The sequence below is a fragment of the Rhodococcus sp. NPDC060084 genome (assembly GCF_042730335.1).
Classification (GTDB): Bacteria; Actinomycetota; Actinomycetes; order Mycobacteriales; family Mycobacteriaceae; genus Rhodococcus.
On the sequence record NZ_JBHWWX010000022.1, the window covers coordinates 56777 to 63739 of the forward strand.

A 6963-nucleotide genomic window follows, 5' to 3' on the forward strand; every position below is an offset into this window, starting at 1 on the left:
GCGCATCTTTTCTGTCAGGCTCCGTACACCGGCGTCGGTGCCTCGGTGGACGCGAGGAGCTTGTCCACGACCGGTCCGAGTTCCTTGGGATCCCAGCGGTCACCCTTGTCGACGACCTCGCCGTGACGCCAGCCGTCCGCGATGGACACCTTTCCGCCCTCGACCTCGAACACGCGGCCTGTGACGTCCTTCGATTCGGTGCTGCCGAGCCACACGACGATCGGCGAGATGTTCTCCGCCGCCATCGCATCGAATCCTTCTTCCGGCGCGGCCATCATCTCGGCCATCGCACCGCCGGCCCCGACCGTCATGCGGGTGCGTGCGGACGGGGCGATGGCGTTGACGGTGACCCCGTAACGACCGAACTCGGCCGCGGCCTGAATCGTGAGTGCGGCGATACCCGCCTTGGCAGCGGCGTAGTTGCCCTGGCCGATGCTGCCCATCAGGCCCGCGCCCGAACTCGTGTTGATGATGCGCGCGTCGACCGGGTTGCCGGCCTTGGACTCGGCACGCCAGTACGACATGGCGTGGCGCATGGGCGCGAAATGCCCCTTGAGATGTACGCGGATCACCGCGTCCCACTCTTCTTCGCTCATGTTCGCGAGCATGCGGTCGCGCAGGAAGCCTGCGTTGTTGACCAGTACGTCGAGCCGCCCGAAGTTGTCGAGCGCCGTCTTGACGAGATTCTCCGCGCCGGCCCAGTCGGCCACGTCGTCGCCGTTGACGACGGCCTCACCACCGAGAGAACGGATTTCCTCGACGACCTGCTCCGCGGGTGATTCTCCGGTCGCGGCGCCGTCGATGCCGGCACCGATGTCGTTGACGACGACCTTCGCACCTTCCGCGGCGAGGGCCAGCGCGTGGGCGCGGCCGATTCCCCGGCCCGCGCCCGTCACGATCGCGACGCGTCCGTCCAGCAGTCCACTCACTTTGTCTCCTTCGTTCGGGCCGCTGCCATGTAGGCAGGGCGTTCGCCGCCGCCGTGGACGGTCAGTGTCGATCCGCTGACGTATGCCGCCAGCGGGGATGCCAGAAATGCTGCGCAGTGACCGATGTCGTCGGGAGTGGAGAGGCGACCGAGCGGCACCGTGGCGCCGACGGCGGCAACACCCTCGTCGTCACCGTAGAACAGGTGCGACTGCTCCGTGTCGACCATCCCGACCACCACCGAATTCACGCGCACCTTCGGTGCCCATTCCACCGCGAGGGATTGGCCGAGACTGTCGATTCCGGCCTTCGCGGCACCGTAGGCCGCGGTACCCGGTGACGGCCTGGAACCGCTCACGCTGGAGATGTTGACGATGGATCCACCCGCGTCCTGGGTCTGCATCACCGCGTTCGCGGCCTGCGCGACGAGCAACGGCGCAAGCAGGTTGAGCTCGACGATCTTGGCGTGGAACTTCGGGCTGGCGTCTGCAGCGAGCGCATAAGGCGAACCGCCGGCGTTGTTGACGAGGGTGTCGAGCCTGCCGTGCCTTGCGACGATCTCGTCCATCAACCGGCCCACCCGATCCGGGTCGCGCACGTCGCAGGCGAGAAACTCCGCCGTCCGGCCGTCCGCCTCCACGGGATGCTCGCCCTCGTTGCGTGCGCACGTCACCACGGTCGCTCCGGCGCGGAGAAACGTTCGGGTGATCCCCGCACCGACGCCGCGGACGCCTCCGGTCACCAGCACGACCGTGCCGTCCAGTCCCAGATCCATTCACTGCCTCCGCGTCCGTGTGGTCGCCCGCGGCGACCGAGGTCGATTCGTCCGGCCCACCGGCGGGCCGCCCGCCCAACTTACCAAGCAATCGCTTGGTTTGGTATCCGTCGCCGGGCTCGACCACGCCCGGCTCCTGCTCAGTGGGAATCGGGCGACACCGGCTCGGGACCGCACTTAGCGTGGCGTCCGAGTGGGGTGTGCCGAAGAGAAGGTGATTGGGGCCATGCAGACGGTCGAGCATGATTACGAGAAGTACGTCGGCCAGGTGGCCGAGCCGCCCCGGGTCGCCCGGTACGCGGTCGACGAGGCGATGATCCGCAACTGGGTCGAAGCCCACGACGACTTCAATCCGATCTATGTCGACGCCGACGCGGCCCGCGCCACCGGTCGCGACTCCGTGGTGTGCCCTCCCGCGATGATCTCCACCTGGGTGATGGCGGGGTACCGCCGGTGGCGTGAGGTGCACCGCAAGCGCGCCGCAGGAATCGTGGAGGACTTCGCGTACTCGAGGATGCTTGCCGAACTCGACAGCGAAGGCCTCACGTCCGTCGTGGCCACGAACGTCGAACAGGAATACCACCGCGAACTCGTTCCCGGGGACCACATCACCGCCCACCTGACGATCGAATCCGTATCTCCCGTCAAGCGAACGGGTCTCGGCGACGGTCGCTTCTTCACGTTGTACAAGCGCTACGAGGACCAGCACGGCGAACTCGTCGCCGAGGAGCGTTTCCGGATGCTCCGGTTCAATCCGAACACCCCCAAGGAGGCGTGATGACCACCGTCCCCAGACTCACCATCACTCAGGACAACGAGTTCTGGTTCAACGCGGTCCGCGAAGGCAGGCTCGAGATCCAGCGGTGCAGCGACTGCCACACCCTCCGGCACCCGCCCGGCCCGGCATGCCCCGTGTGCCGGTCGTTCGAGTGGGACTCCGTCGAATCATCGCGCCGCGGAACCCTACACAGCTGGACCATCATTCATCACCCGCAGGACCCGGCGTTCGAATACCCCCTTGCCGTCGGACTGATCGACCTCGACGAAGGCATCCGCATCGTGGCCGACATCGCGGGCGTGGACCACGACAGCCTCGAACTCGGCATGGAACTCGAGGTGGGTTTCGCCGAACACGCTCACGGTGAGATCCTCCCGCAGCTGCGCAAGGTGGGAGACGCATCGTGAATCTCTCCGAATGCGCTGTCGGGCAGTCCCTTCCCGGGCTCGAACTGCCCCTCGACCGCTCCACCATCGCCGCGACCGCGATCGCATCGCAGGACTTCGAGGACGTACACCACGATGCCGGGGCCGCACAACGGCGCGGAACACCCGATGTCTTCATGAGCATCAATGCGACGAACGGTTTCGTCGACCGCTACATCACCGATTGGACCGGGCCGGGGGCACGCATACGCCGTGCCTCGCTGCGCCTGGGCGTCCCCGCCTTCCCGGGCGACCCGCTGCAGATGAGCGGCGAGGTGGTCGCGGTCGAGGACCGCACCGTCACCGTGAAAGTGCAGGGCCGCAACAGCAAGGGCGTCCACGTCACCGCGGAGGTCGTCGTGGAGCCGTACGAGAGGAAGACTCCATGACCGTGCAGGGCTTTTCCGGAGCTGCCGCGATCGCCGGCATCGGAGCCACCGAGTTCTCGAAGAACTCCGGTCGCAGCGAGTGGCAACTCGCGTGCGAGGCCGTGGTGGCCGCGCTCGCAGATGCGCAGATCGGCGTCGAAGAAGTCGACGGCTTCGCACTCTTCACCATGGAGACGAACCCCGAGATCGCCGTGGCCCGCGCGCTCGGCATCCCGGAACTGAAGTTCTTCAGCCGCATCCCCCACGGTGGCGGCGGTGCCTGCGCACCCGTCCAGCAGGCCGCGATGGCCGTCGCGACCGGCGTCGCCGAGGTCGTCGTGGTCTACCGCGCGTTCAACGAGCGCTCGGGCCATCGATTCGGCTCCGGCCCACCGCCGTTCGCCTACAACTCGAGCACCGATCAGGAATACCGCAACTGGATCAATCCGTACGGTCTGCTCACCCCTGCCCAGCAGGAAGCATTCCTGGCGCGCCGGTACATGCAGCGCTACGGCGCGACGAGCGCCGACTTCGGTCGCGTCTCGGTACTGTCGCGCAAGCACGCCGCCACCAACCCGAAGGCGTGGTTCTACGAGCGGCCCATCACCCTCGACGACCACCAGAACTCGAGGATGCTCGCCGACCCGCTGCGACTGCTGGATTGCTGTCAGGAGAGCGACGGGGGCCAGGCACTGGTCATCGTGAGCGCCGAACGCGCACGCTCACTGCCGCATCCTCCGGCCGTCATCACCGGTGCCGCGCAAGGTGTCGGCCCGCAGCAGATCTCGATGAGCAGTTACTACCGTGACGACATCGACGTGATGCCCGAGGTCGAACTGGTCGCCAAGCAGATGTGGGCACAGGCCGGTATCGGCCCGGACGACATCGACGCCGCGATCCTGTACGACGCGTTCACTCCCATGGTGCTGCTGCAACTCGAGGAGTACGGCTTCTGCGGTCGCGGCGAGGCCAAGGACTTCGTCGCCGAGGGCAACCTCGAGGTGGACGGCCGCCTGCCGGTCAACACCCACGGAGGGCAGCTCGGCGAAGGCTACATCCACGGCGTCAACGGAATCGCCGAAGGCGTGCGGCTCATCCGCGGCACTTCGGTCAACCAGCCCACCAAGGTGCTGAACAACGTCCTCGTCACGGGTGGCTCGCCGGTTCCGCACAGCGCGATCGTGCTGTCGACGGATCGCTGAACCGCGCCGCTCCCACGCCATCCGACCACTTCTCAGGAGACCACATGCATCCCGAGCTGTCCGACAAGTCACGGCGGCTACGCACCGAACTGCGGGAGTACTTCGCCCGCATCATCAACGACGAGGATCGCAGGGCCCTGGTCGACCAGACCGAGGGCGGCCCGGTCTTCGACCGGATCTACCGGCAGATGGGCAGCGACGGCTGGCTCGGACTCGGCTGGCCCGAGGAGTACGGCGGACGCGGTGAGGACCCCGAGGCTCTCTACGTCTTCTACGACGAGACGATCCGCGCGGGCGCCCCGGTCTCGCTGGTCACGCTCAACACGGTGGCACCGGCCCTGATGAAGTACGGGAGCCAGGAACACAAGGACTACTTCCTTCCCAAGATCCTCACCGGCGAGCTGAAATTCGCCATCGGGTACACCGAACCCGGTGCCGGAACCGACCTCGCGGCGCTGCAGACACGTGCGCGCATCGACGGCGACGAACTCGTGATCAACGGCACCAAGCTCTTCACCAGCTCCGCGATCTTCGCGGACTGGATCTGGCTCGCCGTGCGTACCGATCCCGACGCGCCCCGCCACAAGGGCATCTCGGTCGTGCTGGTGCCCACCTCGTCCCCGGGGTTCTCGGCTACCGAGATCAAGACCGTCGGCGGCATCAGCACCGCGGTCACCTACTACGAGGACATCCGGGTGCCGCTGAGCAACGTGGTCGGCGGAGTGAACCAGGGATGGACACTGATCACCAGCCAGCTCAACCACGAGCGGGTCGCCCTGGCCGCGCGCGGCGGTATCGCCAACGAGATGTACGACGAAGTACTCGCGTGGGCCAAGCAGGAGCCCGTCGGACCGGGTGTGCTGTTCGACGTCCCGTGGGTCCGCAAGACGCTGGCGGAGGTCTACGCACTGCTGTCGGCCGCCGATCTCGTGAACCTGCGCTTGGTGTCGGATATCGCTGCCAACACCCTCGGCGGCGGTGACTCCGCGGCGGCGAAGATCTTCGGCACCGAAGGCGTCGTCACCGCGTACGGCATGTTGCAGGAAGTGCTCGGTGCCCGCGGTCTGCTGCGTCCGGGCAGCCACGGTGCCGTGGTCGAGGGCCGTGTCGAGTCGCTCGCCCGTCGTGCGCAGAACAACACCTTCGGTGGCGGCACCAACGAGGTCCTGCGCGAGATCGTGGCAGCCAAGACACTCGGTATGACCCTGGGCGCCCGTCGGCGCCCCGAAGCCAAAGCGCCGGAGCGGGCAGCGACAACGGCCGTGACGCCGTCAGAGACGAGGAGCTGACATGGAATTCGAGCTCGATGACGACCTGATCGCCGTCGAGGACCTTGCCTCGCAGGTCTTCGGTGCGCTGGCAACGGTCGAACGGGTAGTCGAGGTGGAACGGACCGAGGGTGGCTTCGACGCCACACTGTGGAAGGCACTCGCCGACTCCGGACTGCTGGGCCTCGCCCTGCCCGAATCCGCCGGAGGCGCGGACATGGGCATGCTCGGTTTGACGACGATCCTGCAGCAGCAGGGCCGTCGCGTCGCGCCGGTGCCGGTCTGGTCCGTCGTAGCCGGCGCTGCTCTGCCCCTCGCTCGGTTCGGCACACCCGAACAGGTCGAGCGTTACGTCCCCGGGATCGTTGACGGGTCGATCGTCCTCACCGGCGCATTCGACGGCAACCCCGGTGAGAGCGCGGCGCTGACCGCGATCCGCAAGGGCGACGACCTGGTGATCAGCGGCGAGATTCCGTCCGTCCCCTGGGCGCCCGGCGCAGCCGGAGTGGTGGTCCCCGTCCGGTGCGACGACGAGTCCGTCGCCGTCGTCGTGGCATCCGCCGTCGCGCCGGGCCTGACGGTCACGCCCGTGTCCGTGACCGGACAAACCGCCGACGCGGCCCTTCGCTTCGACGATGTCGTCGTCGCGGCCGCAGACGTTCTACCCGGTGACGGCACGCAGATCGCCGAGTGGACACGTCGACGGATCCGTCTCGCCATCGCAGCGCTCCAGCTCGGCGTGTGTGAGGAATCGCTGCGCATGACCGCGGCGTACACCTCCGAGCGCATGCAGTTCGGGCGGCCGTTGTCGACGAACCAGGCCGTTGCGGTGCGCGCGGCGGACGCCTACATCGACACCGAGGCCATTCGTCTGACGATGCGCCGCGCCGCGTGGCTCATCGACACCGGGCGCGAAGAGGAGGCGGACGCCGCAGTGCTCGTCGCGAAGTGGTGGGCGGCGCGCGGCGGCATTCGTGTCGGCCTGACGGCTCAGCATCTGCACGGCGGGATCGGTGCCGACATCGACTACCCCATCCACCGCTACTTCCTGTGGGGGCGCCAGTTGGCCTTCACGCTCGGTGGCGCGGACGCCAGCGCCGCCGCACTCGGCGACATCCTCGACCGCGCGCCGTCGATCGGCGCCGCCGGGTAGACCTGCCCGGTCACGTCGCCGCTCGACGCGCCGAAGCCCCGCCCACCGCATCCGCGGCCGGCGGGGC

At 67.8% G+C, this 6963-nt stretch carries 8 protein-coding genes; 6 read left to right on the forward strand and 2 right to left on the reverse strand.

Features of this window, described 5'->3' with window-relative positions:
- Positions 1-14: 14 nt before the first annotated feature.
- Together ACFWBU_RS13330 and ACFWBU_RS13335 are read right to left on the reverse strand one after the other, a co-directional pair.
- On the reverse strand, positions 15-929 hold the full coding sequence (locus ACFWBU_RS13330; RefSeq protein WP_169623124.1) for an SDR family oxidoreductase: 915 nt from the start codon (positions 927-929) through the stop codon (positions 15-17).
- Positions 926-1702: an SDR family oxidoreductase gene (locus ACFWBU_RS13335; protein ID WP_378528469.1), complete on the reverse strand. Its 777-nt coding sequence runs from the start codon at positions 1700-1702 to the stop codon at positions 926-928. Before ACFWBU_RS13335 ends, ACFWBU_RS13330 begins: the two co-directional genes overlap by 4 nt.
- Positions 1703-1928: 226 nt before the next feature.
- Here ACFWBU_RS13335 and ACFWBU_RS13340 point away from each other — a divergent pair, with 226 nt between their 5' ends.
- The 6 genes from ACFWBU_RS13340 to ACFWBU_RS13365 are packed head-to-tail and all read left to right on the forward strand — an operon-like array spanning position 1929 to position 6896.
- A complete protein-coding gene (locus tag ACFWBU_RS13340; protein WP_296550251.1) occupies positions 1929-2480 on the forward strand; it encodes a MaoC family dehydratase N-terminal domain-containing protein in 552 nt (183 codons plus the stop codon).
- Positions 2480-2887, forward strand: coding sequence for a Zn-ribbon domain-containing OB-fold protein (locus ACFWBU_RS13345; protein WP_378528470.1), 408 nt, complete (start codon positions 2480-2482; stop codon positions 2885-2887). The genes ACFWBU_RS13340 and ACFWBU_RS13345 overlap by 1 nt, the downstream gene beginning before the upstream one ends.
- Entirely contained in the window at positions 2884-3294 is a 411-nt protein-coding gene (locus ACFWBU_RS13350) for a MaoC/PaaZ C-terminal domain-containing protein (protein ID WP_169623120.1), read from the forward strand. The genes ACFWBU_RS13345 and ACFWBU_RS13350 overlap by 4 nt, the downstream gene beginning before the upstream one ends.
- Entirely contained in the window at positions 3291-4475 is a 1185-nt protein-coding gene (locus ACFWBU_RS13355; protein WP_169623119.1) for a lipid-transfer protein, read from the forward strand. Before ACFWBU_RS13350 ends, ACFWBU_RS13355 begins: the two co-directional genes overlap by 4 nt.
- Positions 4476-4519: 44 nt before the next feature.
- The gene (locus tag ACFWBU_RS13360; protein ID WP_169652020.1) at positions 4520-5764 is read left to right on the forward strand and encodes an acyl-CoA dehydrogenase family protein; all 1245 of its coding nucleotides are present in this window, start codon (positions 4520-4522) and stop codon (positions 5762-5764) included.
- 1 nt (position 5765) lies between these two features.
- Positions 5766-6896 carry an acyl-CoA dehydrogenase family protein gene (locus ACFWBU_RS13365; RefSeq protein ID WP_378528471.1) on the forward strand — a complete coding sequence of 377 codons (1131 nt, stop codon included), beginning with the start codon at positions 5766-5768 and terminating at the stop codon, positions 6894-6896.
- The last annotated feature ends 67 nt before the right edge of the window (positions 6897-6963 follow it).